Source organism: Microbacterium tumbae, assembly GCF_054780175.1.
Map to the genome: position 1 here is coordinate 597417 of NZ_BAAGWV010000001.1, position 23663 is coordinate 621079.

Annotated in this window: 20 protein-coding genes; 4 read left to right on the plus strand and 16 right to left on the minus strand. The window is 70.0% G+C overall.

Annotated elements, in window-relative coordinates; genetic code table 11:
• The first annotated feature begins 94 nt into the window (after positions 1-94).
• Positions 95-1510: an MFS transporter gene (locus ACYVGQ_RS02800; RefSeq protein ID WP_460782991.1), complete on the plus strand. Its 1416-nt coding sequence runs from the start codon at positions 95-97 to the stop codon at positions 1508-1510.
• Between the two features lie 170 nt (positions 1511-1680).
• On the opposite strand, the gene ACYVGQ_RS02805 is transcribed toward ACYVGQ_RS02800, so the two are convergent.
• The 8 genes from ACYVGQ_RS02805 to ACYVGQ_RS02840 form a co-directional block, all read right to left on the minus strand.
• The gene (locus ACYVGQ_RS02805) at positions 1681-3027 is read right to left on the minus strand and encodes an LLM class flavin-dependent oxidoreductase (RefSeq protein ID WP_460782992.1); all 1347 of its coding nucleotides are present in this window, start codon (positions 3025-3027) and stop codon (positions 1681-1683) included.
• Between the two features lie 8 nt (positions 3028-3035).
• The gene (locus ACYVGQ_RS02810; RefSeq protein WP_460782993.1) at positions 3036-4388 is read right to left on the minus strand and encodes an NtaA/DmoA family FMN-dependent monooxygenase; all 1353 of its coding nucleotides are present in this window, start codon (positions 4386-4388) and stop codon (positions 3036-3038) included.
• A 42-nt stretch (positions 4389-4430) separates the two neighbouring features.
• Positions 4431-5294, minus strand: coding sequence for an ABC transporter ATP-binding protein (locus tag ACYVGQ_RS02815; protein ID WP_460782994.1), 864 nt, complete (start codon positions 5292-5294; stop codon positions 4431-4433).
• Positions 5287-6234, minus strand: coding sequence for an ABC transporter ATP-binding protein (locus ACYVGQ_RS02820; RefSeq protein WP_460782995.1), 948 nt, complete (start codon positions 6232-6234; stop codon positions 5287-5289). Before ACYVGQ_RS02820 ends, ACYVGQ_RS02815 begins: the two co-directional genes overlap by 8 nt.
• Positions 6231-7151, minus strand: coding sequence for an ABC transporter permease (locus ACYVGQ_RS02825; RefSeq protein ID WP_460782996.1), 921 nt, complete (start codon positions 7149-7151; stop codon positions 6231-6233). The genes ACYVGQ_RS02820 and ACYVGQ_RS02825 overlap by 4 nt, the downstream gene beginning before the upstream one ends.
• 1 nt (position 7152) lies before the next feature.
• On the minus strand, positions 7153-8172 hold the full coding sequence (locus tag ACYVGQ_RS02830) for an ABC transporter permease (protein WP_460782997.1): 1020 nt from the start codon (positions 8170-8172) through the stop codon (positions 7153-7155).
• A 325-nt stretch (positions 8173-8497) separates the two neighbouring features.
• Positions 8498-10030, minus strand: coding sequence for an ABC transporter substrate-binding protein (locus ACYVGQ_RS02835; protein WP_460782999.1), 1533 nt, complete (start codon positions 10028-10030; stop codon positions 8498-8500).
• A 295-nt stretch (positions 10031-10325) separates the two neighbouring features.
• Positions 10326-11876, minus strand: a complete 1551-nt coding sequence (locus ACYVGQ_RS02840) for an ABC transporter substrate-binding protein (protein ID WP_460783000.1) — start codon at positions 11874-11876, stop codon at positions 10326-10328.
• Between the two features lie 201 nt (positions 11877-12077).
• Here ACYVGQ_RS02840 and ACYVGQ_RS02845 point away from each other — a divergent pair, with 201 nt between their 5' ends.
• Positions 12078-13067 carry an LLM class flavin-dependent oxidoreductase gene (locus ACYVGQ_RS02845; protein WP_460783001.1) on the plus strand — a complete coding sequence of 330 codons (990 nt, stop codon included), beginning with the start codon at positions 12078-12080 and terminating at the stop codon, positions 13065-13067.
• A gap of 146 nt (positions 13068-13213) precedes the next feature.
• Here the strand turns inward: ACYVGQ_RS02845 and ACYVGQ_RS02850 are convergent, their stop codons facing one another.
• Positions 13214-14995, minus strand: a complete 1782-nt coding sequence (locus tag ACYVGQ_RS02850; RefSeq protein WP_460783002.1) for an FAD-dependent monooxygenase — start codon at positions 14993-14995, stop codon at positions 13214-13216.
• 179 nt (positions 14996-15174) lie between these two features.
• Here ACYVGQ_RS02850 and ACYVGQ_RS02855 point away from each other — a divergent pair, with 179 nt between their 5' ends.
• The gene (locus tag ACYVGQ_RS02855) at positions 15175-16188 is read left to right on the plus strand and encodes an LLM class flavin-dependent oxidoreductase (RefSeq protein ID WP_460783003.1); all 1014 of its coding nucleotides are present in this window, start codon (positions 15175-15177) and stop codon (positions 16186-16188) included.
• The gene (locus tag ACYVGQ_RS02860) at positions 16185-16991 is read left to right on the plus strand and encodes a DUF1684 domain-containing protein (RefSeq protein ID WP_460783005.1); all 807 of its coding nucleotides are present in this window, start codon (positions 16185-16187) and stop codon (positions 16989-16991) included. Before ACYVGQ_RS02855 ends, ACYVGQ_RS02860 begins: the two co-directional genes overlap by 4 nt.
• Positions 16992-17195: 204 nt before the next feature.
• Here the strand turns inward: ACYVGQ_RS02860 and ACYVGQ_RS02865 are convergent, their stop codons facing one another.
• Genes ACYVGQ_RS02865 through ACYVGQ_RS02895 form a run of 7 tightly spaced genes read right to left on the minus strand, consistent with a single transcriptional unit; the run spans position 17196 to position 23627 of the window.
• Positions 17196-18617: an AMP-binding protein gene (locus ACYVGQ_RS02865; RefSeq protein ID WP_460783006.1), complete on the minus strand. Its 1422-nt coding sequence runs from the start codon at positions 18615-18617 to the stop codon at positions 17196-17198.
• Positions 18614-19720 carry an MSMEG_0565 family glycosyltransferase gene (locus tag ACYVGQ_RS02870; RefSeq protein WP_460783007.1) on the minus strand — a complete coding sequence of 369 codons (1107 nt, stop codon included), beginning with the start codon at positions 19718-19720 and terminating at the stop codon, positions 18614-18616. The genes ACYVGQ_RS02865 and ACYVGQ_RS02870 overlap by 4 nt, the downstream gene beginning before the upstream one ends.
• A gap of 33 nt (positions 19721-19753) precedes the next feature.
• Positions 19754-20605, minus strand: coding sequence for a carbon-nitrogen hydrolase family protein (locus ACYVGQ_RS02875; RefSeq protein ID WP_460783008.1), 852 nt, complete (start codon positions 20603-20605; stop codon positions 19754-19756).
• Positions 20606-20637: 32 nt separating this feature from the next.
• Complete coding sequence (locus tag ACYVGQ_RS02880; RefSeq protein ID WP_460783009.1) at positions 20638-21897, minus strand: MSMEG_0569 family flavin-dependent oxidoreductase; 1260 nt, start codon at positions 21895-21897, stop codon at positions 20638-20640.
• On the minus strand, positions 21894-22193 hold the full coding sequence (locus ACYVGQ_RS02885; protein WP_460783010.1) for an MSMEG_0570 family nitrogen starvation response protein: 300 nt from the start codon (positions 22191-22193) through the stop codon (positions 21894-21896). The genes ACYVGQ_RS02880 and ACYVGQ_RS02885 overlap by 4 nt, the downstream gene beginning before the upstream one ends.
• Positions 22186-23088, minus strand: coding sequence for a carbon-nitrogen hydrolase family protein (locus ACYVGQ_RS02890; protein ID WP_460783011.1), 903 nt, complete (start codon positions 23086-23088; stop codon positions 22186-22188). Before ACYVGQ_RS02890 ends, ACYVGQ_RS02885 begins: the two co-directional genes overlap by 8 nt.
• An 11-nt stretch (positions 23089-23099) precedes the next feature.
• Positions 23100-23627, minus strand: a complete 528-nt coding sequence (locus ACYVGQ_RS02895; protein WP_460783012.1) for an MSMEG_0572/Sll0783 family nitrogen starvation response protein — start codon at positions 23625-23627, stop codon at positions 23100-23102.
• Positions 23628-23663 lie beyond the last annotated feature (36 nt).

The following is a 23663-nucleotide window of genomic DNA, read 5'->3' on the forward strand; positions in this document are numbered from 1 at the left end:
GACGCTCTTGCCCTCCGCAGGAGAGCCAAGAGTGCGACCTGGACGAGCGGCGCGCCGCTACCCGCCGTTCACCCGACGAGGCCAGACTTCGAGCATGAGCATGCCCGAGCAGGAGCCGACGCCGACCCCGCATCCCGAGGCCACCGCGAACAGCGGCGCCGTGGCCGTGATCGGGCTCGACCTCCGCGGCGACGAGCCGGCCCCGAGGAAGCAGGTCTACTCGTGGGCGCTGTGGGACTGGGCGACGCAGCCGTTCAACACCGTCATCCTGACCTTCGTGTTCACGGCGCTGTATCTGGTGGGCACCGGGTTCCTCCCGCCGGAGATCGCCGCGCTGGACGAGACCGACCCCGTCCGGACCGCAGCGGAGGCCGAGCTGACCTCGGGCCTGGGACTCGGCTCGACGATCGCGGCCTTCGGCATCCTGCTCCTCGCCCCGGTGCTCGGGCAGCGAGCGGACGCCGCCGGGCGCCAGAAGCTCTGGCTGGGCATCGGCACTGGCGCGCTCATCCTCTGCATGCTCGGGCTGTGGTTCGTCGAGCCCGCTCCGAGCCTGTTCTGGCTCGGGGTCGCGCTCGTCTCGGCGGCGACCGTGTTCCAGGAGATCGCCGCGGTGAACTCCAACGCCATGCTCATCGGGATCGCCAACGCCAAGAACGTCGGGCGGATCTCCGGCCTCGGCTGGGGCTTCGGGTATCTCGGCGGCATCATCGCGCTCGTGATCGTCGTGGCCCTGAACACTGTGGAGTGGTTCGGGATGCCGACGGACGACGGCCTCGTCTACCGCCTGATCGCGGTCGGGTGCGCCGTGTGGGCGATCGTGTTCAGCATCCCGATCTTCCTCAACGTCCCCGAGCCCTCGCTCGGACGCCCGGAGCGCAAGGTCGGCTTCTTCGCGTCCTACGCGCTGCTCGTGAAGGACGTCGCCGGCCTCTACCGCGACTCCGAGACCCGCCCCACGTTCTGGTATCTCCTCGCCAGCGCGGTGTTCCGCGACGGGCTCGGCGGCGTCTTCGCCTTCGGCGCGATCATCGGGACGAGCGTGTTCGGATTCGAGACGCAGGGCATCATCGTGTTCGGGATCGCGGCGAACCTCATCGCCGGCATCTCCACGATCGCCGCGGGGCGGCTCGACGACCGCCTCGGGCCGAAGCGGATCATCCTCCTCTCGATCGGATCGATGGTCGTCGCCGGGCTCGCGGTCTTCCTGCTGCGGGACGCCGGATCCGTGGTCTTCTGGACCGGCGGACTCGTCCTGTGCGCCTTCGTCGGCCCGGCCCAGGCGGCCGCGCGATCCTTCCTCGCCCGGGTCACCCCTGCCGGGCGCGAAGGGGAGATCTTCGGCCTGTACGCCACGACCGGCCGGGCGGCGAGCTGGATGGCCTCCGGCGCCTGGACGCTGCTGATCGTGCTGACCGGCGCGACCGCGTTCGGCATCCTCGGCATCGTGCTCGTGCTGCTCATCGGCTTCCTGCTGCTGCTCCCTGTGCGGGAACGACGCGCGGCCTGACGCCGTCCCCATCCGCGCCCGGGCCGTCGGGAGGGCCCCGAACCGGAGGGGATCACCCGATCGGGAGGAGCGGATCCCGAACTCCGCTCCTCCCGACCGTGCTTTCTCCTCCCCGCCGAACGCCGCGCCCCTCCGACACGCTGCAGCGACCGACGCCCGAGCATCGCGCCTCAGCGCACGGCGACCGCCTCCGCCGCGTACCGATTGACGGGCGTCTCGAGCCCGAGGTTCCCGCGCAGCGTGTCCGCCTCGTACTCGGTGCGGAAGACGCCGCGGTCCTGCAGGATCGGCACCACCTCGTCGATGAACCGGTCCAGCTGGGCAGGATGCCCGGCGTGGATGTTGTAGCCGTCCACACCGCGGGCCTCGAACCACTCCTGCAGCCGGTCGGCGACCGCCTGCGCCGTGCCGGTGAACGGACCTCGCTCGCGCCGCAGGCTCTGCTGCACGGTCTCACGCAGCGTCCACCCCTCCTCCTTCGCACGGCCGGCGATGCGCTCGGCCTGCGTGCGAAAGCTCGTCTGGGCGTACTGCAGCGTCTCCTGGGGGAACGGCGCGTCGAGGTCGTACTGCCGGAAGTCGTGCCAGCCGAACGATCGGCCGAACTCGCCCAGGGCCTGGGCGAAGGAGTGATCGCTCGAACGGTAGTGCTGCTCGAGCTCGGCCGCCTCCTCGTCGGTGTCGCCGATGACGACGCCCACGCCGGGGAGGATGACGAGCTCCTCCGGACGGCGACCGAACTTCGACACCGCCCGCCCTTTGATGTCGTCGTAGAACGCCTTCGCCTGCGCGAGCGACGCCGCGTGCGTGAAGATGCCCTCGCCGAGCTCCGCCCCCAGATCGCGCCCCTGCTCGGAGTCGCCGGCCTGGAAGATCACCGGCCGCCCCTGCGGAGGACGCTCCAGGTTCAGCGGGCCCTTGACCGAGAAGTACTGGCCGCGGTGGTTGAGCTCGTGCAGCTTCGACGGATCCAGGAAGCGTCCCGTCGCCTTGTCACGCGGCAGAGCGTCAGGCTCGTAGGAGTCCCACAGCGCCTGCACCACCTTTACATGCTCGCTCGCCCTGCCGTAGCGGGTGTCGTAGTCGTAGTGCTCGTCGAGGCCGTAGTTGCCCGCCGTGCCGGCATCTCCGCTCGTCACGACGTTCCAGCCGGCGCGCCCGCGGCTGATGTGATCGAGCGAGGCGAACCGGCGCGCGACGTTGAACGGCGCGTTGTACGAGGTCGTGAGCGTGCCCACCAGGCCGATCCGGCTCGTGTGGGTCGCCACGCCGGAGAGCAGCGTGAGCGGCTCGAGCCTGCTCAGGTAGTGCGGTGGCGAATCAGGGGTGATGTACTGGCTGTCCACGATGAAGACGAGATCGAACTTCGCCTCCTCCGCCTTCTTCGCGTGCCGGATGTACCCGTCGATGTCGACGCTGGCGTCCGCGGGGATGTCCGGGTCGAGCCAGAGGTTGTGGTTGCCCGGGCCTCCTGAGCCGGTGAGCACCAGGCCGAGCTTGAGCTGTCGCTTCGTCATGATCGACCTCAGGCCTCCACGAGGGCGGACGCGTCGACGCCGGCCGTGTATCGGTTCTCCGGCGTCTTCAGCCCGAGGTTCCCGCGCAGGGTCTCCGCCTCGTACTCCGTGCGGAACAGCCCGCGCTTCTGCAGGATCGGCAGCACCTCGCCCGTGAAGGCGTCGATGTCCTCCGGCGTGCGGGTGCGCAGGTTGAGCCCGTCGGCCGCGCGCTCCAGGAACCAGGTCTCGATCGTGTCGGCGACCGTCTCGGGGCTGCCGATGAACGGAGACGGCTTGTACTGCGTGAACTCCTCGACGGTCTGCCGGAGCGTCAGTCCCTCCTCGCGCACGCGCTCGAGGATCTTCTGCGAGCGCGTGCGGCCGCCCTTCTCGGCGAGCGCCGCGACGTCGGGGAACGGCGCATCGAGGTCGTGCTGCGAGAAGTCGTAGGCTCCGAACGCCCGCCCGAAGGCCGCGAGCTTTCGGTCGAAGTCGTTGTCGGACTCGTAGATCTCCCTGGCGAGGCGGTGCGCCTCGGCATCCGTCGATGCGATCACCGGGGTCGCCCCGACGAGGATGACGAGGTCGTCCCACTCCCGGCCGTGCTGGGCCAGCCGGCCCTTCACATCGGCGTAGTACGCGGTCGCGGTCTCGAAGTCCTCCCCCGGCGCGTAGATGCCCTCGGCGACCTGGCCCGCCAGCGTCTTGCCCTCCTCGGAGATGCCGGCCTGGAAGATCACCGGCTGCCCCTGCGGCGAGCGCGAGAGGTTCAGCGGTCCGTCCACGCGGAAGTGCTCGCCGCGGTGGTTCAGCGCATGCAGCTTGGTGGGATCGAGGAACAGGTCGTTCTCGACGTCGGCGACGAAGGCGTCGTCCTCGTAGGAGTCCCAGAGACCTCGGACGACCTCGACGGCCTCGAGCGCGCGCCCGTACCGGGTCGCGTAGTCGAGGTGCTCCTCGAGCCCGTAGTTGCGGGAGGTGCCGGTGTCGAAGCTGGTGACGACGTTCCAGCCGGCGCGGCCGTGGCTGATCTGGTCGAGCGAGCCGAACCGGCGCGCCAGGTTGAACGGCGAGTTGTAGGTGGAGCTCGCCGTTCCGATCAGGCCGAGGTGCTTCGTGTGCGTCGCCACCGCCGAGAGCAGGGTGAGCGGCTCCAGCCGGTTCAGGTAGTGCGCGGGATAGGTCGCGTTGATGAACTGGCTGTCCACGATGAACAGCGCATCGAACAGCGCGGCCTCCGCCTGCTTGGCGCGGGCGATGTACCAGTCGATGTCGATGGAGGCGTTCTTCGGGATGCGGGGGTCCTTCCACAGGCTGTGCTGTCCTGGCCCTCCCACTCCGTAGACGCTGAGGGCGATCTTGAGCTTGCGGTCGGTCATGATGTTCTCCTTGGGTGTGCGCCCGATGGGCGAAATGATGTCTCAGGATGCTTCGCTCAGGCTCGCCGAGGCTCGCTCCGTACGAGCGAGCAGGCGCCGCAGCTCGGCGCGCTCCTCGCGGGCGATGGCGCCGGTGTGCAGGCTGGGCGCGGACCCGACCAGCAGCCGGGTGTAGGGATGCTGCGGATCGTTCACGACGTCCGCCGTGCGACCGGTCTCGACCAGCTCCCCGCGGTACAGCACGAGCACCCGGTCGGTGACGCCGGCGACAGAGCCGAGATCGTGCGAGATGAACACGAGCGAGGTGCCGGCGGCGCGCAGATCGTTGAGAATCTCCAGGACCGAGACCCGGTTCGCGGCGTCGAGGGCGCTCACGGGTTCGTCCAGGATCAGCACACGCGGCTCCGTCGCGAGCGCCCTCGCGAGCAGGATGCGCTGCCGCTGGCCTCCGGAGAGCTCGCCGGGGAAGCGCTCCAGCAGGTCGGGGCTCAGCCGCACCTGCTCGAGCCGGTAGGCGATGCGGTCGCGGATCTGGGCCTTGGACAGCCGCCGCGCGAGCCGCAGCGGCTCGGCGAGGGACTCCCCGATCGTGAGGTCCGGATCCAGGGCGCGCAGCGGATCCTGGAACACGTACTGCACCACCCCTCGACGACGGAACTCCCGCCACCCCGAGGAGCGGAACGAGGTGACGTCCTCGCCGCCGACGCGGATGCTCCCCGCCTCGGAGGGGACGAGGCCGACCACGGCCCTCGCGAGGGTCGACTTGCCGGATCCGGTCTCGCCGATCACCCCGACGGACTCGCCGGCCCCCACCTCGAACGATGCCCCGTGGATGATCCTCCTGCGGTGGCGGCCGGCGCCGTAGGAGACGTCGAGACCGCTGACGGAGATGACGCCCTCAGCCATGCCGCACCTCCGCCGCGACCTCTTCGTCGACGAGGTCGCCCGCGCCTTCGCCGGCCTCGAGAGCGGAGCGCGTCGCCTCTGCTGAGCGAGCGTCGGCGAGTCGACGCGAGACGCCCTCCTGCCCGGAAGCATCCTTCGCCGTGCGGAACCGGTCCAGCCCGTAGATGTTGTGCTCATCGATCAGCAGCCGGGTGTACTCGTGCTCCGGCGCGAACAGGATGCGCTTGGCGTAGCCCTGCTCCACGACCTCTCCGTCTCGCAGCACGAGCACCTCGTCGCAGGTCTGGGCGACCACGGCGAGGTCGTGCGAGACGACGATGAGCGCGAGACCGTGCGATTCCTTGAGATCGAGCAGGAGGTCGAGCACCTCGGCCTGCACGGTCACGTCCAGGGCCGTCGTGACCTCGTCGGCGATGAGCACCTTCGGCTCCAGCGAGATCGCCGAGGCGATCAGCACGCGCTGCAGCATCCCGCCCGAGAGCTCATGCGGATAGCTGCGGTAGACGAGCTCGGGATCGCGCAGCCGGACGTCCTCGAAGAGGGCGAGCACACGGCGCTTCGCCTCGCGGCGCTTCAGGCCGCCGCGCACCCGCAGACCCTCGGCGAGCTGCGGGCCCACGCGGAGCGAGGGGTTCAGGTAGGAGCCGGGATCCTGGAACACGGCGGTGATGCCGACGCCGCGCACCTGCTCCCAGTCGCGCTTGCCGAACGTGGAGATGTCCCGGCCGAACAGCTCCACGCTGCCGCCGGCGATCTCGAAGAGCTTCGGCAGGATGCCGAGGACCGCACGGCAGGTCAGCGTCTTGCCGCTGCCGGACTCCCCGACGATGCCGACCACTCTTCCAGGGTGCAGCTCGAAGGACACTCCGCGGACGATCTCCTCTCCCGTGTGACGATGGGCGATGCGGACGTCGGACAGCTTCAGGATGCTGTCGGTCATGACGAACTCCTTCCGGGGAGCGTTGGGCTCTTCTCGCCGTCCTCCGAAGGACGGCGCTTGCTGCGACGGAGGGTGCGCACGGCATCCCGCTCGGCGAGAAGAGTGCGCCCCGATTCCCCCGCGACGTCGCGGATGACGTCGGCGAGGAGGTTGAACGCCCACACGGTGAGCATGATGAGCACGGTCGTGAAGACCGGCGCGTAGGGGCGGTAGTTGAGATAGCCGAGGTCGCTCGCGAGCACGCCGCCCCACGAGGGTGCGGGAGGCTGGATGCCGATCCCGAGGAAGGTCAGGCTGGACACGACGACGAACCCGACGCCCAGCGTGTTCGCCGTCGCGATCGCGATCGGGGGGAGCACCTTGCTGACCACGTGCGCTCGCACGATCCAGTCGGTGCGCGCACCGGCGAGGATCGCCGCCTCCACGTACTGCGACCTCGCGACGGTCAGCGTCGCGGCGCGGGACACCCGGTAGAACAGCGGGGAGACGAGGATGCCGACGGTGAACATCGCCTGCGGGATCCCGTTGCCGAGCAGCGCCGTCGCGGCGACGGCGAAGACGAGGAAGGGCAGCGCGATGAGCGTGTCGACGAACCGCAGCGTGAGCCACTCGAAGACCCGTCCGAGGTAGACCGAGAGGATGCCGGGCACGGCGCCGACGAAGAGCGCGATGACGGCGACCTGCACGGCGCCGAACACGCTGATCGTCGAACCCGCGAGGATCCTGCTGAGCACGTCGCGACCGAGGTAGTCGGTGCCGAGCCAGTGCGCGAACGAGGGATGGGCGAGGACCTCGTCCGTGCCGGTGAGCGGGTCGTAGGGCGCGAGCGACGGGCCCGCCACCGCCAGGAAGGTGATGAAGACCAGGAAGGCGGCGGCGAACCGGCCCGCGGGCAGCGCGAGGATGCGGCGGATCATCTCAGACTCCTCTCGCCGAGGCGGGGTTGAGCCGCACGAGCAGCAGGTTGACAATGAGGTTGAAGACGACGACGAGGACGATCGCGACGACCAGGACGCCCTGGACGGACGGGACATCCCCCCGGTTCGCGGAGTCCGCGGCGAACTTGCCGAAGCCGGCGAGGCCGAAGATCGCCTCCGTCACGACCGCGCCGCCCAGCAGTGCGGGGAACTTCATCCCGAGCACGGTGAGCGCCGGCCCCGAGCCGTTGCGAAGGACGTGCCCGAAGAAGATGCGGCGCGAGCCGAGGCCGCGCATCTGCGCGCCGACGACGTAGTTCTCCCGGCCGGCCTGGATGAGCCCCACGCGCATCTGGCGCGCGAGGTCCGCTACCGTGTCGAAGCTCAGGGCGATGGCCGGCAGCCACAGATGCCACAGCCAGAGCCCGACGCCGCCCCGTTCGATCGGCACGTAGCCGGCGGAGGGGAACCACCCGAGGGTCACGGCGAAGATCGCGACGAGCGCGATGCCGACCACGAAGGAGGGCATCACCGAGATGACGGTGGTGAACCCCGTGATCGAACGGTCGAGCAGGCTCGTGGGGTAGGCGGCGGCGAGCACGCCGAGAGCGAAGCCGAGGACGATCCCGATGACGAGGGCGAGCCCCGCGACGGAGAGGCTGATCGCCGCCCGGGAGGCGAGCAGCTCGCTCACCCCGGCGCCGTTGTACCAGCTGTGGCCGAGGTCGCCCCGCAGGATCCCGCCGAACCAGTCGAGGTACTGCACGAGGAACGGGCGGTCGAGCCCCCACTCGTGCTCGAGGGCCGCGACCTGCTCCGGCGTCGCGGACTCGCCGAGCTGCAGATGCGCGGGGCTGAGTCCGCTCAGGCCCTGCAGGCCGAAGGTGATGAAGGTCGCGAACAGGAAGACGGTCGCGAAGACGATCACCGTGTGCGCGATGAGGCGCCCCGCGGTCGCGAGATGCGCACGCGCACGCGGCTGTGCGATGGCGGATGCCGTGGCGGTGGCTGTGGCGGTCATGCGGTGCTCCTTTCGGTGTGTTTCCCTCCCTCCCCGCTCGTTGAGCGAGCGGTCTCTCCCCTCCCTCCCGCTCGTTGAGCGAGGAGCCCCTCCCCGCCCGTTCGTTGGGCGAAGAGCCCCTCCCCGCCCGCTCGTTGAGCGAGGAGCGGAGCGACGAGTCGAAACGTGTCTTGCGAGGAACCGCGTTTCGACTCGCTGCGCTCGCTCAACGAACGGGGGAAGGAAGCCCACTCAGCGAACGGGGGAAGGAAGCCCACTCAGCGAACGGGGGGAGAGAGAAGGACGGGGGAAGGACGTCCGCTCGACGAGCGGAGTGGTTCGGCGATCACTCGTCGATCGTGACGCCCGTCAGGTTGATCTGCCCCGGGATCTGGAGCAGGTCGGAGACCTTCGGGGACTTCACGACGAGCGTGGGTGTGCCCACCGTGAAGATCAGCGCCTCGCTCTGCAGTCCTGCACGTGTCGCGGCCTGCAGGTTCGCTGCGTAGTCCGGCGAGTCCAGCGGCGTCTCACGGGCGGTCTTGATCGCCTCGGCGAAGCCGTCCGGTTCGTACGGGCTGGACAGGTTGAGGGGTCCGTCCGGGCCGAAGTGCGCCGTCAGCGTCTGCACCGGCGACTCCCGGCCCGTCGTGCCGTAGGTCGACAGCGTGAGGTCCTTCGCGAAGAAGGGCGTCGCCCAGTCCGGTGCGACCGTGATGTTCGCGGTGATGCCGATCGCCGCGAGCTGCGACTGCACGATCTCGTTGGAGACGGCATCCGCACTGACGACGAAGTCGACCACGATCTCGCCGGGCTCGTAGCCGGCATCCTTCAGGATCTGCTTCGACAGCTCGGGGTCGTACGGCCAGAGGTCCGCGGACTCGGGGTCGTAGGCGATGTATCCCTCGGGGAACGGCTGGGTGGTGGCGTACCCGAGGCCGAACGTGGCCTTCTCCAGGAACTCGTCGCGGTTGATCGCGTGACGGACGGCCTCGACGACGGCCGGGTCGTCGAACGGAGCCTTGTTGACATTCAGGCTGATGTTCGAGGCCGAGTAGACCGGATGCTGTGAGACGTCGAGCCCCGCGTCGATGGCCGTCTGATACTGCGCGGGGGCCAGGCCGTAGGCGAAGTCGTACACGCCCGTCTCGATCGAGGCGACCAGGGTCGACGGGTCCGGAGCCGTCGAGAGCTCGAGGCGGTCGATGTGGATGTTGTCGGCGTCCCAGTAATCCGGGTTCTTCTCGAAGTAGATGTGCGACTCCGGCACGTACTCCGTGACGGTGAACGGGCCGGCGCCGACGGGCCACTGGTCGAGCTTCTCCGGATCCTCGGCCGCCTTGGGGCTGGTGATCTGCGCGACGCGCTTGCCCAGCAGCAGCGGGATCTGGTGATCGACCTGGTTGAGGTGCACGGTGACGTCCAGCTCGCTGTCGGCGGTGACCGACTCGATCGAGGTGAGATCGCCGAACAGCGCGGAGTTCTCCTGCGTCTTGGCGCGCTCGATGTAGAGCTTGATCGCCTCGGCGTTCACCGGCTCGTCGTCCTGGAACACGAGCCCCTCCCGGAGGTGGAAGGTGACGGCGGTGCCCTCGTCGTTGTAGTCCCAGCTCTCGGCGAGGCCGGGGGCCGCTTCGCCGTTCTCATCGATCTCGGTGAGGGATGCGTAGGCGAGCGCGGTGAGGTTGAAGCTGAAGCCCGAGCCCTGCACGACCGGATCCCAGTGCGCGGGGAGCGTGGCGGCCCAGCGCAGCACGCTCTCCTGGCCGTCGTCGCCTGCAGTGCCGTCGGAGGGGGTGGCCGCGCAGGCCGTGAGCGCGAGCGCGCTCACCAGCACGGCCGCGGCGGCCGTTCGAAGTCGGGGGAATCTGAAAGCCATGAGGTGTCCGTTCTGCTGTGCGGGTCGGGTGTTCGGGATCTCGCCCAGATTGGTCCCCTTCCCGCGCGAGCGGGATCGCCGCCGTCACAAAGCTTCCGCTGACGTCACACACGGTCACATGCGGTCCGCGTCCGCGCGTCTGCCGCTGCGACGACAGTGGGGAAAGGTACCTCCGCAGCCCCGCAGAGGTACCTTTCCCCCTTCTCAACGATGAGCAGGCTCCGCGCGGGTGCTCGTCACGAGACCGGGCGCAGCGTGATCGCGTGACGAGCAGGGGACGCCGAAGGATGCGGCATCACTCCTCGACGGTGACGCCCTTCCAGCTCAACTGCCCTTGGATCGTCGGCAGGTCCGACACGGCATCGGTCTTGGCGTAGAACGCCGGCACCGTGTAGAGGTGCACCGTCGGCGACGTCGAGACACCGGCGCGCGTCGCCGCCTGGAGCAGCTCCTGGTAGTCCGGCGAATCGATCGGCGTCTCGCGGATCGTCTTCAACGCCGAGGTGAACTCGTCGGAGACGTACGGCGAGCTGAGGTTCAGGACCCCGTCCGCGTCGTAGTTCGCCGTCAGCGCCTGGACGTGCGAATCACGGCCGAAGTATCCGTACAGCGCCAGCGCCGTCTCCTTGCCGAAGTAGCCGACCCGCCAGTTCGGATCGATCGAGATCGTGACGTCGATGCCGATCTCGCCGAGCTGCTCCTGCAGGATCTCGGCGGTGGGGTTCTCCGCGGAGAGCGAGAGGGTGACCGCGAGGTCGCCGTCCGCATAGCCGGCATCCGCCAGGATCCGCCTCGCCCGCTCCGGATCGTACGGCCAGACGTCCTCGGACGCCTCGTCGTAGGCGATGTAGCCGGGCGGGAACGGCTGATCGACGACCTTGCCGTAGCCGAGGGTCACCTTGTCGACGATCTCTTCCCTGTCGACGGCGTACTTGATCGCCTCCACGACGGCCGGGTCGTCGAAGGGCTCCTTGTTGATGTTGATGCTCAGGAAGTTGACGAACCAGGCGTACTCGTCGCCGAACCACACGTCCAGCCCGGCGTCCTCGGCCTCCTTGACCGCGGGGGCGTCGATGATCGCGAAGTTGTACACGCCGGTCTGCACGGCCTTGACGATGGTCGAGCCGTCGATACCGAACTCGATCTCGATGCGATCGATGTGGATGCTGTCGGCATCCCAGTAGTCGTCGAACTTCTCCAGGACGACGCGACTCTCCGGGACGAGCTCGACGACCTTGAACGGACCCGCGCCGATCGGCAGGGAGACGTTCAGCTTCTCCGGGTCCTCCTCGGCGGCGACCGCGCTGGTGATGAGCGCTCCCCGCACGCTCAGCAGATACGGGATCTGATAGTCGACCTGGGTCAGATGGACGGTGAGGGTGAGCTCGTCATCGACGGTGACGTGATCGATCGTGGCGTAGTCGCCGATGAGCGCGGAGTTCGTCTGCGTCTTGGCGCGGACGATGAACGACTCCACGGCCTCCGCGTCGACCGGCGTCCCATCGTGGAAGGTCGCCCCCTCCCGCAGGTGGAACGTGACCGCGGTGCCGTCGTCGGCGTACTCCCACGACTCGGCGAGGCCAGGGGCGAGCTCGCCGTTCTCGTCGATCGACGTGAGGGATTCGTAGATCGGGGTCAGGTAGCGGGTGCTCGCGGTGCTGCCCGTGACGATCGGATCCCAGTTGGCGAACGGCTGAGAGACCGCCCAGCGCAGCACGCTCTCTCCCTCCGTCGAGGATCCTGAGGTGTCGGTGGGGGCAGCGCAGGCGGTCAGCAGGAGAGCGACGGCGGCGAGGACCGCTCCGGCTCGGGGGACGAGCCGTGCGCGACGGCGGGGAAGGGACATGATGCTCCGGTTCTCTTCAGGTGCGGCCGTGTGCCGCTGGGTGGCGAGTGTCCCGAGGCGCTCGCATCGCAGGACAGGACTCCCGTCATCGCGCGTCACATTGATTCACCCGATGACTCAGAGGATGCGCAGCCCCACCAGCGCCCATACGGTCGGTCGTCAACGCCCCGCCGACCGGCGTGGGCGTATGAGAGGAGCCCCATGACCACGGCCGGACTTTTCCTGATACCGCCGGTGAGCGCGGACCCGGTATCCGGGTACCGGGCGGCTCTCGATGCCTCGGTGGAGGCGGAGCGACGTGGATTCGACTCGGTGTGGCTCGCCGAAGGCCATGTGCGCGGGAACGGTCTGCCGTCGGCGCTGACATTCCTCTCGGCGCTCAGCCAGCGCACGGCACGGATCCGGCTGGGCACGGCCGTGATCACACCCGCGTTCGAGAATCCGATCCGTCTGGCCGAGATCATCGGCGTGGTGGACGCGCTCAGCGGAGGGCGACTCGAGATCGGACTCGGCAAGAGCAACGGCGGCGGATGGTCATCGCCGGCGTTCACGGCCTTCGCCCTCGATGAGGCCGATCGCGATGCGCTGTTCACGTCCGCCGTCGCCGCGGTGCGGGATGCGCTCGGCGGTGTCGTCGATGGCCGCGAGCTGCCCCTCTACCCGCCCGCGGCCGACGTGCGCACGCGACTGTGGCAGGCGACGAGCAGCGCAGAGACCGCTCGGCGCATCGGCGCCGCCGGCGACGGGCTCCAACTGCACCGCAAGTCCGCTTCCGGCGACACAGGAGAGGTGCAGTCCGCCCTGATCGACGTCTACCTGGCGGCCTTGCCCGCCGGAGCCGATCCGCGCATCGCGACATCCCGTGTCGTGCTGCCTGCGGCCGATCGCGCAGACGCCGTCGCGCTGTTCCGCCGCTACGCCCACGAGCGGCCGGAGTTCGCTGCGCGCTTCGACCCCTCCTCCGACGTCGAGACGCATCTGACCACGGCGAACATCGCCTTCGGATCGACGGAGGACATCGTCGACAAGCTCCGATCCGATGCCGCGGCCGCGCGCTCCACGACGCTGCTCTACAGCGTCCCGCTGCCCTTCGACGCGCCCGAATACCGACACGCCCTGGCGTCGATCGTGACAGAGATCCACCCTCTGGCCACCGTATCCTCCGGGGCTTCCATAGACGCCGTCCCGTGATCCGAGCCCGCCCAGCGTCTCAGCGGGCTCGATGTCGCCGTCGTGGTGAGAGCGGAGACGCGCCTTCACCGCCCTGCCGGGCTCAGAGAGGCACCTCCGGAAAGCCGCAGACGTACCTTCCGAGCCCGCAGTCGCGGGGGCGGAGCTCAGCGGACGACGGACGCCTCGGTCGCGGACCGAGCGGCGTCATCGACCGAGGACGGAGACGTCTCCGACGGCCGGCCGGCGGGCAGCCGGCCGTACACCCGGTCGAGGACGGCGCCGGCATCCGCGGCGTCCGTGCCTCGCCAGGCCACGTGATGGTCGGGGCGCACGAGCACGAACGGGGCCCCGTACAGCTCCCGCGCGCCGGCATCGTCGAGATGGAGTACCTCCAGGTCGATCGCGCGCTCGGCCGCGGCGTCCACGAACCCGGCGACGGCGGAGGTGTCGGACGACAGTACGAGCAGCCCGGCATCCGAGCCGAGGCGGTCGTAGAGCGTGACGCCGTAGGGGTCGATCACGCCGTCGGGCGCCCGATGCCCCGGCCGGCCGCTCGGCTCGTAGGTCTCGGCGTCCCAGGGCCGCTCGGTCGAAGCCTGGTCCGGCTCGTAGGCGATCACGGGCGAGTCGTCATAGCGCTCGTCGAAGTACACGCCGATGTGCGGACCGCCGGACCGGGCGAGGATCCCGCGGATCCGCTCACGCCGCTCCTCGGCCTCCGCGCTCGTGTCGTCATCGGCGGGGAAGCCCACCGCCCTGGCCTCTGCGACGTTGCGGGCCGAGCGGTCGGATCGTTCCTTCGCAGCGGCGCCGACCCTGGCGTTGTGCGGGCGGCGCTCCCGGTCGTAGGACTCCAGCAGCTCCTCGCCCCCGGTGCCGCGCAGCACCGCGGCGAGCTTCCATCCCAGGTTGAAGACGTCGCCAAATCCCTCCCCGAGATTGCCGCCGGGCGTGCGCACATGCGCCGCGTCGCCGACGAGCAGGATCCGTCCCTGCCGGAAGCGCTTCGCCAGCCGGGTGCTCTTGAAGTACGGGGTGACGTCCGCGACCTCCAGTTCCACGTCCGAGCCGAAGGCGGCGTGCGCCAGGCGCAGCAGCTCGGCGTCCGTCGGCGTGCGGTCGATCGGGAACGGCCCCGTGTAGACGCGCCAGTGGTTCTCGTCGAGGGCGGCGAGGAATCCGTCGTGCACGCCGTTCACGATCACGTTCACGGCGCTCGGGAACGGATGCCTCCCGCGATACTCGCCCGAGGTGCGCACGACGAAGCGGAAGTGCCGCTCGGTCGCGTACGCGCCCTCGCGCTCGATCCCGGCCAGCGTGCGCACGGTGCTGCGCGCGCCGTCCGCCCCGACGACGTACTTCGCCCTGACACTGCGCACGGCGCGGGTCTCGACGTGCTCCAGCGTCGCCGTCACGGCCTCATCCCGCTCGTCGAGGGCGGTCAGGCGCCATCCTCCTGCGACGGGGACGTCCAGCTCGGCGAGCTGATCGAGGAAGGCCTGCTGCAGTGCGGTCTGCGGACGCCGCAGCGGCGCGGCGAGCGAGTACGGGTTCGACGGCCGTGCGCCGAAGGCGGGACGTCCGGTCGGAGAGCCGGCCGGCTTGAGATCGTGGCCGACGAGCGAGGTGCGAAGGGTCGTGCCCAGGTTCCATTCCGGCGGGAACGTCCATCCGCGGCGGATGCGGTCCTCCACCCGCCATTGCTGGAAGAGCTCGACGGTGCGCGCGCTGTGCCCCATGGCGCCCACGCGGACGAGGCGGAACGAAGCGGCTGCGTCCACGACGGCGGCGTCCACGCCGTGCCGGTTCAGGTCGAGAGCCGTGGCGAGGCCGGAGGGTCCGGCGCCCACGATGAGCACCTCCACTTCACGGGGCGGCGTGCTGCGGGCGAGCAGGACGGCGTCGACGTGACGCTCTCCGCGGGTGATCTCGTTCTCGGCGACCATGGGGAACCTCCTGTGCTGGTGGAAACCCGGTCATCCTTCGCCTCTCCGCGCACCTCCGCTCGGGTGCGCGTCACAATCCGTTCGCCACCGTCACACGGCGACACAGGCCGCTCCGCGCATCCGCCGCTGACTACCGTGACCGCAGACGCACCCGTCGGGTGCCATCGAAAGGAGTCGCCATGAGCTCGTTCCGTCTCGGGTTCCTCACCCACGTGGAGGGCGGCGCGGACATCCGCGAGTCCTACCGCAACGCGCAGGAGCTCTTCGTCGCGGCCGACGAGCTCGGCTTCGACTCCGGCTGGGTGGCGCAGCACCACTTCGGCGACGATCCGGCCGGCGGTCTCGGCTCGCCGTGGGTGTTCCTCGCGGACGTCGCCGCCCGAACGCGACGCATCCATGTCGGAACCGCCGTGACGCTCATCCCTCTCTACGAGCCGATCCAGCTCGCGCAGGACGTCGGACTGCTGGACGCGCTGTCCGGAGGACGCGTCGAGCTCGGCGTCGGCACCGGCTTCGACCCTGTGGCGTACGGCGTGTACGGCCGCGACTTCGACCGCCGGCGCGCGGCGACGACGGAGAGCTTCGCCCAGGTGCGCGCAGCCCTGCGCGGTGAGCCGCTCGATGACCGGGGGACGGTGCTGAAGACGGCATCCCCCTCGCTCGCGGACGAGCGCAGCTGGCATGCCGTGTTCAGCGCGGAGGGCGCGGCGCACGTCGCCGGGGAGGGGGCGAACCTGCTGCTGAACCGCGCGACCTACGGATACGAGGAGCGCACGGACCTCGTGCAGCGCGCCTGGGCGGAGCGCTATCTGGCGGAATGGGCGCAGCCCCGCGCACCGCGGATCGGCCTCTCCCGGCTGATCTTCCCCGCGGCGGATCGGAACACGGCGCTCGGCCACATCGGCGAGGCGCTCGTCGACAGCATCCGGCGCTCGAACACCGGCGGACGCGGGCTCGGCGAGGAGACGCTGGAGAACGCCCTGTTCCGCTATCACGCCCACTACGGCCATCCCGACGAGGTGATCGCGCAGCTGCAGGGCGAGCAGGTGCTCCCCCTCGCGACCGATCTGCTGGCCCAGTTCAACCCGGCCCGTCCTTCGCTGGACGCCTCGCTCAAGGCGCTGGAGCTGCTCGCGACCGAGATCGCCCCCGCGCTCGGATGGCAGCCGGCCCGCGAGACGGTGGCGGCATGAGCGCGACCACCGAGACGGCCTTCGAAGCCGAATGGCGGCTGTGGCACGATGCCGTCGAGCAGCGGCGGCGCGAACCGCACGGCTTCCTCGCCTACACGAGCTTCAACCTCCTGAGCGAGCATCCGCAGCGCTTCGCGGACGTGCCGGGCGCCTGGACCACGGGACCGGACGGCGTGGTCGTCGAGCTGGACGCCGGCCAGGTGCTCGACGTCGATGGCGTCGCCGTGCGGAGCCGGCACGCCTGGGGCGTCATCGGCGAGCGGACGTTCCACCGCGCCCGGTTCGAGGATGCGGTGATCGAGGTGTCCAAGCGAGGAGGCCGCGACATCGTGCGTCCGCTGCATCCGGAGCACGCGCTGCGCACCGGCTACCGAGGGACGCCGGCCTTCGCGCCGGACGAGCGCTGGGTCGTGGAGGGCGTGTTCGAGCCCGTCGAGGCCCACGACATCCCGATCGCCGCCGCGATCGAGGCCATCGAGCACACCCATACGACACCGGGCAGGGTCCGCTTCGCCGTGGATGGCGTCGAAGCGCAGGTCACCCTGATCTCGCGCGGCGGGGATGCTGCGACGCTGCTCTTCCGCGATGCCACGAGCGGCGTGACGACCTATGGCGCGAGCAGGACGCTCGCCGTGACGCTGCCGAGCGGCGGCGACCGGCGAGTGGTGCTCGACTTCAACCGCGCCACCAATCTGCAGTGCGCGTACACCGACTTCTCGCCGTGCCCGCTGGCGCCGGTGGAGAACTGGCTGCCGTTCGCCGTGGAGGCCGGTGAGAAGACTCCGCTGGATCGGACCTCATAACCGCGGCTCTCTCACCCGCCCGAGATGTGACCTGCCCCCGTATCCGGTCACGCGATCGGCGACCCCCTCACCCGGCCACCCACCCGGAGCGTGACCCAGCCCCGCATCCGGTCACTCCACCGGCGACCACCTCACCCCGTACCCCGCCCGAGATGTGCCCTGATTCCGCACCTCGCCCGAAGCGTGACCCGACCCCGCACCGCGTCACCGGCCGGCCCAGCTCCGCCGGGCGGTCTTGCCGGCGTCGTTGCGCACCGGCTCACGGACGATCCTGATGGTCGAGGGTGAGCGCGGCCCGAGGCGCTCCCGCGCCCATGCCCGCAGCTCGTCCGCCGAGACGGTCGCCGCGCCGATGTCGGCGACCGCCACCACCCGCTGCCCGTACTCCTCATCCTTCTCACCGAAGACGACGGCGCTGCGCACGGCCGGATGCTGTTCGAGGACCGCCTCGACGCTCGCCGGGTAGATCTTCTCCCCGCCGCGGTTGATGACGTCGTCCGCCCGGTCCCTGAGGTACAGGTAGCCCTCCGCGTCGACGCTGCCGAGATCGCCGAGGGTGTCCCATCCGTCGCGGTCCCTGCGCGTGCGCGCGCCCAGGTACTCATAGGCCGGCCGCTCCCCGCGGTGCATCCAGACCTGGCCGACCCGTCCGGTCTCGCACGGCGCCCCGCTCTCGTCCCTGATCTCGATCCGCGTGCCGCCGATGGGCCTGCCCACACTGCCCGGCCGGCGCAGCCATTCCTCGCCGTCGATCATCGTGAGGCCGTTGGACTCCGATCCCGCGTAGACCTCCACAACGCGGGACGGGCCGATCCATTCCAGGAACGCGCGCTTCAGCTCTGCGCCGCAGGGGGCGCCCATGTGCAGCACGGACTCGACGGTGCGCAGCAGCCCGGCATCCCGCTGCGCCGCGGGGAGCCGCAGGAGCCGGTGCATCATGGTCGGCACGACGAGTGCCCAGGTCACCCCGTTCGCGGCCACCGCTTCCAGCCAGTCGCGCTCGTCGAACCGGGGGCGGATGATGAGCCGGTGCCCGGTGAAGAGCCCGCGGAACGCATAGGTGAACGTCGCGGAGTGCGTCATCGGCCCCGCGACGAGCTGGACGGCCCGCAACGGGAGGAAGGGGGCGACCTGCCGCGTCGGGTCCAGGAGAGCCGGCCCGGACGCCTTGACGACCTTGGGCGCGCCGGTCGAACCCGATGTCGTCGGCGCCTTCCAAGAGGCGGCGGCGAGATCCGGCAACGGCGCACCCGACCGGTCCGCGGTCACGGAGGGCAGCCACGCGATCCCGTCCGAGACCGGCGGTGCGCCGATGGCCGCGGCGGGATGCGATACCGCCTCGATCGCCGCGCGCTCCTGCCGGGTCAGGGCCGGGCTCACCGGCTCAGGCGTAGCTCCCGCCTTCCAGATCGCCACCGCGGCGATCACGAACTCGCGACCGTTCGGCAGGGACAGCATCACCAGATCGTCCGGGGCGACCCCACGGGAGCGGAGCGCATGGGCGAGATCCACCGCTGCGGATTCCAACTCCGCCGCGGTGAGCGTTCCCTCGTCATCGACGACCACGACCTCGTCCGGCGTCGCGCGGGCACGATCGGCGATGATCGACGAGATCGACTGCCTCATCCCGCATCCCGAGCGCTCTGCAGGCCGGCGTAGAACCGCTCATGGGCTCTGGCGGCCGCCTCCCAGGTGAAGGAGTCCGCCAGTGCACGCCCCGGCGCGGCATCGTGCTCGGAGGCGAGGACGCCCTCCAGCGCCGCGGCGATGCCCGGCACGTCGGCGGCATACGTCACGGTCGTGCCGAAGACCTCGCGCAGCACCGGCAGGTCGCGCGCCACCACCGGGACGCCTGCCGCGAGCGCCTCCATCGCGGCGAGGCCGAATCCCTCCTTCGTGGAGACGAAGCCCAGGGAGCTCGCGGCCGCCACGAGAGAGGGCACCTCGTCGTCCTGGAGCGTTCCGAGGATCTCCGGGCGCACGTCGAGCTCCTCGGCCCGCCGGTCGAACTCCTCGCGGTACGGCCGATAGTCGAACAGCGTCTCGCCGCCGCCGAACACCAGCCGCAGCCCTGGGCGCGTCCGCCGGAGGATCGCGAACGCCTCGAGCAGATCGATCGATCCCTTCCGCGGCTCGATCCCGCCGAGCGCGAGGACGTACTCGCCGAGGCGCGAGCGCCATCCTTCCCGCGCCCTCTCGCCCGCAGGACCCGCCGCGGCCGCGAAGCGGCTCGCGGCGACGCCGTTGGGGATGACGGTCGGCGTGTACCCGTACTCCGACTCGACCTCCTCGGCGACCGCCCTCGACACGCAGATCCGTGCGATCGGCTCGTCGATCGCACGCTGATGGCACTCGATGAGGCGCGGCGTGGTGAAGGCGTCCAGGTGATGGATCGTCCGCACGCAGTCGCGGCCGGCGGCGATGACCGCGTTCGCGGAGATGCAGTCCTGGGCGTGCACGATCTCGGCGTCGGTGGAGAACGCCTCGGCCATGATCCGGATCGACCGTTCGATCCGCGCGCCGACATCCTCGCCGTCGCGGGCTGCGAACGGGACGACGCGCACGGTCACGGCGGGGTCGACGTCCCGGAAGAACACGGTGTCGCCCGCGCGTCCGAGCGTCCAGACCTCGACGTCGTGGCCGAGGGCGGCGAGCGCCTCGGAGAGCGCCAGCGTGTGGACCACGCCGCCGCGCGGCTTCGTCGAGTAGGTGATCTGCGCGATTCTCACGAGAGGACTCCTGTTCCGAGGACCGCGCTGTGCTCAGGAGCCGCTCAGGCGGTAGGCGTGCTCGGCGCGCTGACCGAGATGGTTGAGGGAGCGCCGGGCGCGGGAGACGGATGCCGAGACGTCGGCCGATGCGATGGCGAGTCCGCCCTTCGCCCAGGTCTTCGCCACGATCTCCCCGGCGGGATCGACGACCTTCGCCTGGCCGAGGAACCGCAGGCCTCCGAGCACTCCGGTCTGGTTCGACGAGACGAGATAGACCTGGTTCTCCGCGGCCCGCGCGCAGTCGTACAGGTCGAAGAGGTGCGCCTGCCGGTCGTTGCGGATCCGATCGGAGCGGTCGGTCACGCTGGCCGGCCACGCGCTCAGGCAGGCGAGGATCTCCGCGCCGTCCAGGGCCAGCGAGCGCGCCGACTCGGGGAAGGTCTTGTCGAAGTCGATGAGCATGCCCAGCCGCCCCACCGGCGAGTCGAACGCCTGGAACTCGGCGCCGGCGCGGTACACCTCCGACTCGCCGAGGGGGAGGTGCACCTTCCGGTGCGTCCCGAGGATGCCGTCGCCGGTCACGCAGACCGCCGTGTTGTACCGCACCTCCGCCCCGTCGGCGAAGGCGCGCTCCGCGATGCCGAAGCAGACGGTCATGTCCTCCGCCAGGGCGACGACCGCGGCGACCTCCGGTCCGTCGAGGTCGACCGCCGCCGGCGGGCCGTCGACCTCGACGGGATGCTGCAGATCGGAGAGATAGCCGCCCACCGTCGCATCGGGGAAGACGAGGAGGTCGACGTCGCGTTCACGGGCCTGCGCGATGATGCCGGGAAGTTTAGCCATGGTGCGATCGACGTCGCGGCCGAAATGCGCAGCGACCCCCGCCATCGTGACTGTGCCCATTCGTTCAGCGTATATCTCCGCGTCCGCGGGGCTCAGGCGACCCCGGCGCGCTCGCGCACGGCGGACTCGACGAGGGCTGCCACGTGCTCGGCATCCCGGGCGATGGCGTGGAACCGTCCGGATCCCCAGGTGTGCATCCAGGGCAGCCCGAGGAACTGGAAGCCCGCGACGGCCGTCGCCCCTCGTACGTGCGCCGGATGCCCCTCGTGGTCGAGGACGTCGAGATCCCCCAGCCACGACCAGTCGGCGCGGAACCCGATCGACCAGACGATCGATCCGATCTCCTCGGCCGGAAGGGAGGCGACGGGCTCCCCCGGCTCCCAGACCGGCCGGTAGCGCTCCTCGACGGGGGCGCTGATGCCCTCCCGCTCGATATAGCGGTCGATGTCGTTCTTGATCGACTCGGCCACGGAGTCCGCATAGTCGAGATTCGCCGCGAGCGAGTCGTCGAAGCGGAACGCGCCCTCCTCGAAGCCGGTCGCCCTGCCGTGCAGCACCGCTCCTCGCAGCGCGAACTCCCGCAGGTCGACGTCACGCCCGCCGTCGCGACCCGTCACGTAGTGGTTCGTCGACTCGCGCTTGGCGAGACCGCGCGTCGACACCGGGACGTCGTACACGCCCATCTCCGCGAGCCAGGTCATGCAGTCCTTCCCGCGGTAGAAGCGGGCCACACGCGGCGCCCGCCCGAGGGCGAGATGCACCTCGCGGCCCTCGATCATGAGGTCCTCCGCGATCTGCGTGCCGGACTGCCCGGAGCCCACCACGAGGACGGGGCCCTCGGGGAGCTGGGCGGCGGTGAAGTACTCGTGCGAGTGCACCTGGAGCACGGAGTCCGGGATGCCCGACGCCCACGCCGGGGTGACCGGCCGGTGGTACCCGCCCGTGGCGGAGGTCACGGTGTCGGCGGTGATCGTCCCGGCGCTGGTGCGGACGACGAACCCGCCGCCCTCACGCTGATCGATCCTCGTGACCGAGACGCCCTCCGCGACCGGGGCGTCGAAGGTGTCCGCGTAGCCGCGCACCCAGGCGTGCACCTCGTCGCGCGTCATGAATCCGTCCGGGTCGTTCCCCTCATAGGGATACCAGGGAAGACGGCAGTGCCAGTTCGGCGTCACCAGGGTGAAGTTGTCCCAGCGGCCGTCCTTCCACTCGTGCGCGACCGTGCCGCGCTCGAGGACGACGTGGCGGATGCCGGACTCCACGAGGTGCCGGCTGAGGCTGAGCCCCGCCTGGCCGCCGCCGACGACGACGGCCTCGAAGTGGTCGCCGTCCTGCACATCGACGGGGATCATGCTGCTCGTCCTTCCAGAGGGGGTTCCATGGCGAGGACCTCGACGTGCCCGTCCGGGCAGGCCGCCGCCTCTGCGGCGATGCTCTCCTCGGAGTGCATCGCCGAGGTGCAGGCGAAGCCGTACTTCGCTCGGACCCGCTCGCTGGCGAGATGAAGCGCCTCGCTCGTCCTGCCGACGAAATCGGGGACGTCGTAGCGCCCGCCCACCTCGAGGAAGTCGTGCATCACGAGGCTCGGGGAGTAGTGCGATGTCGCGTGCCCGTCGGGCCAGCGCACCTCGAACGTCATCTCAGGCATGGGCGAGCTCCCGCCAGCGGTTGGTGTGCACGGCATCCGCCTCTGCGACGGGACCGTAGACGTCTGGACGTCGGTCACGCAGGTGGAACATGCCGCCGCGCATCGTCCGGAACGTCTCGTCGATGTCGATCTCGGCGACGGCGAGGCCGGCGCCGAGGAGGGTGGTGGCGACGATGTTCCCGCCGGGGTCGACGACCTTCGCGTTGCCGACGTAGCGCAGCGAGCCGAACGTCCCGGACTGGTTCGACGCCATCCAGAACACCTGATTGTCCAGCGCCCTGGCGATGTCGAACTGGTTGAAGCGGTAGGTCCAGCGGTCGTCCTGCAGGTTCTCCGCCGTCGCCGTCCGCGCGGCGGGCCACGCCGACATGCTCACGACGATCTCCGCGCCGTCGAGGGCGAGCATCCTGGCCGCCTCGGGGAAGGCCTTGTCGTAGCAGATCTGCATGCCGACGCGGGCGAGCGGGGTGTCGAAGGCCGTGTACCGGTCGCCCGCCGAGTATGACATGTTCTCGCCGAGGGGCTGGTGGACCTTCCGGTAGGAGCCGTAGATGTTCCCGCCGTCCAGGCAGACCGCGGCGTTATACCTGGTCTCCCCGTCGTCGGCGAGCTCGCAGAACCCGATCGTGAGGATCGTGTCGCCGGCGAGCTCCTGGACCCGCTTGATCTCCGGCCCGTCCAGGCGGATGGCCGGCGGGAGCGAGCGCTTCGTGTTCTGCACGGTGTCGCCGTGGTTGCCGAGCGAGGACAGGTAGCCGCCGATCGCCGCCTCCGGGAAGGCGACCAGCTGGACGTCCTGCTCGCGGGCGTCCTCCAGCAGCTGCGCGATGAGCGCGTAGTTCTGCTCCAGATCCCGGGTGAAGTTCGCCGAGACGGAAGCGACGGTGATGGACATCGGGGTCTTCCTCAGAGGTTGTAGGTGGAGTTGATGATCGCGCCCTTGCGCGCGTAGTAGATCAGAGCGTCCTGGACGTCGAGCGGATGAGCGGGGATCACGCCCTCGATGAGGTCTTCCTCGCGCATGCCGTGCAGCGCCATGCCGAAGCGGCAGCAGTAGACCGTTCCGCCCTCCTTGATGAACGTCTCCAGCGAGCCGTTCATATTGAGCTCGCCGGGGAAGCCGGCATCGCCGGTGGTGGGGAAGCCGCGGTTCGCGGTGCAGGCGAGGGTGCCCGGTCCGTAGAAGTAGATCGCCGACTCGAAGCCCTTGCGCAGGGCGCGGGTGGCCTGGAGGATCGCGACGAAGCTCACGGACGACTCGTGCGGGATGCCGTGGATCAGGGTGAAGTAGGTCTCGCCGTCCTCCGCCTGGAAGTCGGGGAACAGCTTGGTGGAGCCGTAGATATTCGTGCCTTTGGGGAGCGAGGGGTGCGGGATCTCGCCGAGCGACTTGGCGATGTTCTCGGCGATCAGGGCGTCGATGTCTTCAGGCATGTTCGTCTCTTTCTTGTGGGTGGTGAGGGTGGGGAA

Coding starts and splice junctions, on each gene's coding strand:
- ACYVGQ_RS02825 (WP_460782996.1), bottom strand. CDS start 7,151: ATGATCCGCCGCATCCTCGCGCTGCCCGCGGGCCGGTTCGCCGCCGCC.
- ACYVGQ_RS02835 (WP_460782999.1), bottom strand. CDS start 10,030: ATGGCTTTCAGATTCCCCCGACTTCGAACGGCCGCCGCGGCCGTGCTG.
- ACYVGQ_RS02820 (WP_460782995.1), bottom strand. CDS start 6,234: ATGACCGACAGCATCCTGAAGCTGTCCGACGTCCGCATCGCCCATCGT.
- ACYVGQ_RS02855 (WP_460783003.1), top strand. CDS start 15,175: ATGAGCTCGTTCCGTCTCGGGTTCCTCACCCACGTGGAGGGCGGCGCG.
- ACYVGQ_RS02850 (WP_460783002.1), bottom strand. CDS start 14,995: ATGGTCGCCGAGAACGAGATCACCCGCGGAGAGCGTCACGTCGACGCC.
- ACYVGQ_RS02815 (WP_460782994.1), bottom strand. CDS start 5,294: ATGGCTGAGGGCGTCATCTCCGTCAGCGGTCTCGACGTCTCCTACGGC.
- ACYVGQ_RS02865 (WP_460783006.1), bottom strand. CDS start 18,617: ATGAGGCAGTCGATCTCGTCGATCATCGCCGATCGTGCCCGCGCGACG.
- ACYVGQ_RS02830 (WP_460782997.1), bottom strand. CDS start 8,172: ATGACCGCCACAGCCACCGCCACGGCATCCGCCATCGCACAGCCGCGT.
- ACYVGQ_RS02805 (WP_460782992.1), bottom strand. CDS start 3,027: ATGACGAAGCGACAGCTCAAGCTCGGCCTGGTGCTCACCGGCTCAGGA.
- ACYVGQ_RS02810 (WP_460782993.1), bottom strand. CDS start 4,388: ATGACCGACCGCAAGCTCAAGATCGCCCTCAGCGTCTACGGAGTGGGA.
- ACYVGQ_RS02890 (WP_460783011.1), bottom strand. CDS start 23,088: ATGTCCATCACCGTCGCTTCCGTCTCGGCGAACTTCACCCGGGATCTG.
- ACYVGQ_RS02895 (WP_460783012.1), bottom strand. CDS start 23,627: ATGCCTGAAGACATCGACGCCCTGATCGCCGAGAACATCGCCAAGTCG.
- ACYVGQ_RS02875 (WP_460783008.1), bottom strand. CDS start 20,605: ATGGGCACAGTCACGATGGCGGGGGTCGCTGCGCATTTCGGCCGCGAC.
- ACYVGQ_RS02845 (WP_460783001.1), top strand. CDS start 12,078: ATGACCACGGCCGGACTTTTCCTGATACCGCCGGTGAGCGCGGACCCG.
- ACYVGQ_RS02885 (WP_460783010.1), bottom strand. CDS start 22,193: ATGCCTGAGATGACGTTCGAGGTGCGCTGGCCCGACGGGCACGCGACA.
- ACYVGQ_RS02840 (WP_460783000.1), bottom strand. CDS start 11,876: ATGTCCCTTCCCCGCCGTCGCGCACGGCTCGTCCCCCGAGCCGGAGCG.
- ACYVGQ_RS02860 (WP_460783005.1), top strand. CDS start 16,185: ATGAGCGCGACCACCGAGACGGCCTTCGAAGCCGAATGGCGGCTGTGG.
- ACYVGQ_RS02800 (WP_460782991.1), top strand. CDS start 95: ATGAGCATGCCCGAGCAGGAGCCGACGCCGACCCCGCATCCCGAGGCC.
- ACYVGQ_RS02880 (WP_460783009.1), bottom strand. CDS start 21,897: ATGATCCCCGTCGATGTGCAGGACGGCGACCACTTCGAGGCCGTCGTC.